The sequence below is a fragment of the Bradyrhizobium sp. 142 genome (genome assembly GCF_023074015.1).
Taxonomy (GTDB): Bacteria; Pseudomonadota; Alphaproteobacteria; order Rhizobiales; family Xanthobacteraceae; genus Bradyrhizobium.
In genome coordinates this window covers 1-3,019 of record NZ_JADPKQ010000430.1, presented here as the reverse complement: position 1 = coordinate 3,019, position 3,019 = coordinate 1, and the positions used below count along the sequence as shown (strand labels likewise).

Below are 3,019 nucleotides of genomic sequence, written 5' to 3'. Positions count from 1 at the left end.
GGGCCGGCAGTAGGCCACATCCATTGCCGCGCGCAATTCCGGCCGGAACGATCCGACAGCAGCGTGATTGCACCTCCTGAGTAGGAGTTGCGTATGCGTTATGCGCCGTCGATCGTGCCGCTGGATCGTCTCGATCGGGACATTTACCTGGTGCTGGAGGACTTCGGCATCCGAGCCGGCTGCTCCTGGCGGGAAACCGACGAGCAGGACACCGATCGCCAAACCGTGCTCCGCGACCTGCTCTCCGGGCAGTACGCGTATCCGGTCCGGATCGTGGCTTTCAACGCCATTGAGCGGTTGTCCCGCGACGCGACCGGCGAAGTCGCAGATGAGCTAGCGGAGCGCGCCGTAGGCAACGCCGAGATCACGCCAGCCTTGCGAGCCTTCATCGAGGCGAATGCTACCCGGCCCTTTGCCGTCCAACTGGCGCTTCCATTACGCGGAGCTGCTTGAGCATGGCGCGCCTGACCCCAGCCGAGCAGATCGAGCAGAGTTATGACCTCGCCATGATAGCGCTGGCCGACTACCTGACGCGCGAGCAGGACGCGGCGACCACCGTCGACCGGCTGCTCCGCATCCTCGATCGCGACAGCCTCCGCGAAGCCATCACCGAGGTCTTGGTTGACGCGAGGGTGCATCCACGAGCGAGATCGGACGTGCCGGAATGAGGATCAGTCTGCTGCTGAAATCACGTGAATACGCACATCTCATTTGGGAGAGCGAGGGCCGGCGGAATCGCCAGATGTATTTAAAGAAGCTTTTGGACCGATCTGTGCCCGGGTTGCCGCGCTTGGGCTTCAGCCTAGTCGATGTTCGAGATGTGGCAAAGCTGCAGGTCTTAGCGATGGAAGTTCCGCAAGCCAGCGGTCATCGGTTCATCGCATCCTCCTGAATTCTATTGGATGAAGGAAATTGCGACGGTGCTCAAACAGGAGCTTGGCGAGAACGCTCGGAACGTTCCGTCCATTTCGATCCCTAATGTTCTCATCCGAGTGTTTGCATTGTCATCCGGTTCTACGCGCTCGGATTTTCGATTTGGGCAAGGAGAGATTGGTTTCCTTCCGAGAAAGCGCGGTCCCTGCTCGGCTGGACGACGAGATCGACCCGTGAAACTATTGACACTGCTAAGAGCTTGCTTGCCCAAGGTGCAGTCTAGCTCGCTAGTCGCCTCCGCCCATCAGCCACTGAGACCCGCCCGATTGCCTCTTACTCCGTGGCATCAAAGCATGGGAACGCATTGCGGCCGGCGAAGCCGCCAATTTGATCATCTTGGGCGACAGCGGAACTGAAGAGCTGATCAAGCAAGGCAAACTTGTCGCCAGCAATCGCGTCCGCGAAATCGGCCATCGGAGTTGCGGCGCGCGCTGGTATGCCTAGGGCCGATATCAGCTCCGCAGATGCCGTGAAGCGGTCAGTGCTCGTAGCAAAATCCGTTGCCTACTCTGCCGGAGCGAGCGGCATCTATCTGGTAAGCATGTTTGAGAAGCTCGGCATCTCCGACCAAGTCAAATCGAAAGCTGCCGGTGAAGCCGGGTGAACCGGTAGATGAAGTGGTCGCGCGCGGCGAGGCCGAGGTCGGTTTCCAGGTGAGTGAGTTCATTCCGTGAAGGACATCCAAATTCTTGGACCGCTGCCGACAGAGATCCAGAACATCACCGTATATTCGGGCGGCATTCATAGTACGACGAAGGTGGCGGACGCCGCCACGGCGTTGGTCAAATTCCTCACCGCACCGGCCGCGGCACCGATCGTCGAGAAGCATAGCCTAGCCTAGAGCCAGGCTGATTACTTCCCGTAATTTCGACGCGATATCTCTTAAGGGCCAAAGGCGGCAGCTTTCAGCTTTCACTGGAGGCGATGACTTCTGCTCTACCGCCGACTCCGGACCTGCCGCTGCACTGCGCCAACCGAGGCGATGGGCCAACAGCGGATGCGCGGGGTTTTGGCTGCCGCCAAGTCGCCCTGTTTGCGTGCGTTTGCGGCGCCTGCCCGCCGGCAGGTTGCATACATGATTGATTCGATATAGCCACGGCCTCTGAAGGTCAGGATGTTTGGGTGGCTGACATTGCCGTTCACGACGTTGACCGTAAAATTATAGGTCGGGTCGCAAGCGCCGCGCTGGGTGACGAAGACCAGATTCCATGTCCCGTCGAAGCGGGAGCCTGCGAACGTCTCGCTTTGGAGTCCCAGGTAGGATCCGCCGAGCACGAGGTACACGGCGAGCATGCGCGCCGTCCGATGAATGGCCTGCCGCACTTCGTCGCCCATGGCTATTCCTTCTTGACGTTGCCGCCAGCGATGTCCACCGGAGTCACAGCGCACTCAAATCGTGCCGGAGGAAGGGCCGCTCCTGGAGAGCGGCCCTTCCGCGGCTGACTCACCAGCCTCGCGTTCCGAAGCTGAAGCCGATGCTCGGGCCGCCGCCGTAGTAGCCGTACCCGCGATCGTAGTAGCCCGGGCCGCCGGAGTAGCCATAGCTCCGGCGCATGACATAGCTGTCGTCGTCGCCGTAGTACCGCTGAACGTAGCGCGGTCCGCGGGTGCGGAAGCAGCGTCCGTACTCGTTGCAGACCAGGCGGACCTGGTCGATGTTGGCCGCTTCGGCGGAGCCGATCTGCGTTGCGGCAGAGGCCGCTGATGCGAGCAGCGTGGCGACGAATGCGCCCAGTGCGATGATCTTCATGATAACTTCCTTTCTGTTTTGATGAAATAAATCGATCTCTTGGATGCGCGATGTTCCTGCGGCTCGACCACGCCCACGCAGGCCACGCACGTCGCGGTGACCCGTCAAAATCAATCCGTCCGGGCGTCGGCCGTCCCAACGGCGTGTGGCTGGCTCTATAGGCGAGCGACCCATGTCCGGCGAGCAAGCACCGGATGGCGCTGGCGCGCATTTCGCCCGGCGAGCTGACCGCACACCTAGGCAACTCCGGGGCTTCGCTTCTCCAGGCGCTGCATCGAGCGACCGCGGAGAGGGCGCCGGCTCCGGGCCGGAACGAAAGCCGGCACTGCGGGTTGC

General features: G+C 61.3%; 5 protein-coding genes and 1 pseudogene. 3 read left to right on the top strand and 3 right to left on the bottom strand.

Annotated features, from left to right (window positions below):
* Positions 1-93: 93 nt before the first annotated feature.
* A complete protein-coding gene (locus IVA82_RS40060) occupies positions 94-453 on the top strand; it encodes a hypothetical protein (RefSeq protein ID WP_247389123.1) in 360 nt (119 codons plus the stop codon).
* 2 nt (positions 454-455) lie between these two features.
* Positions 456-668 (top strand): hypothetical protein, encoded by a 213-nt coding sequence (locus tag IVA82_RS40055; RefSeq protein WP_247389124.1) that lies wholly within the window; start codon positions 456-458, stop codon positions 666-668.
* Between the two features lie 538 nt (positions 669-1,206).
* Here the strand turns inward: IVA82_RS40055 and IVA82_RS40050 are convergent.
* On the bottom strand, positions 1,207-1,347 hold the full coding sequence (locus IVA82_RS40050; protein WP_247389125.1) for a hypothetical protein: 141 nt from the start codon (positions 1,345-1,347) through the stop codon (positions 1,207-1,209).
* Between the two features lie 22 nt (positions 1,348-1,369).
* Between IVA82_RS40050 and IVA82_RS49245 the strand changes: the two are divergent.
* Positions 1,370-1,774, top strand: a pseudogene (locus tag IVA82_RS49245) (substrate-binding domain-containing protein).
* A gap of 95 nt (positions 1,775-1,869) precedes the next feature.
* On the opposite strand, the gene IVA82_RS40040 reads toward IVA82_RS49245, so the two are convergent.
* Positions 1,870-2,268, bottom strand: coding sequence for a hypothetical protein (locus IVA82_RS40040; protein ID WP_247389127.1), 399 nt, complete (start codon positions 2,266-2,268; stop codon positions 1,870-1,872).
* Between the two features lie 109 nt (positions 2,269-2,377).
* Positions 2,378-2,683 carry a hypothetical protein gene (locus tag IVA82_RS40035; RefSeq protein WP_247389128.1) on the bottom strand — a complete coding sequence of 102 codons (306 nt, stop codon included), beginning with the start codon at positions 2,681-2,683 and terminating at the stop codon, positions 2,378-2,380.
* Positions 2,684-3,019: the final 336 nt, after the last annotated feature.

Excerpts from the sequence above, each read along its gene's own strand:
- IVA82_RS40040 (WP_247389127.1), bottom strand. The coding sequence starts at position 2,268 with ATGGGCGACGAAGTGCGGCAGGCCATTCATCGGACGGCGCGCATGCTC.
- IVA82_RS40035 (WP_247389128.1), bottom strand. The coding sequence starts at position 2,683 with ATGAAGATCATCGCACTGGGCGCATTCGTCGCCACGCTGCTCGCATCA.
- IVA82_RS40060 (WP_247389123.1), top strand. The coding sequence starts at position 94 with ATGCGTTATGCGCCGTCGATCGTGCCGCTGGATCGTCTCGATCGGGAC.
- IVA82_RS40050 (WP_247389125.1), bottom strand. The coding sequence starts at position 1,347 with ATGGCCGATTTCGCGGACGCGATTGCTGGCGACAAGTTTGCCTTGCTT.
- IVA82_RS40055 (WP_247389124.1), top strand. The coding sequence starts at position 456 with ATGGCGCGCCTGACCCCAGCCGAGCAGATCGAGCAGAGTTATGACCTC.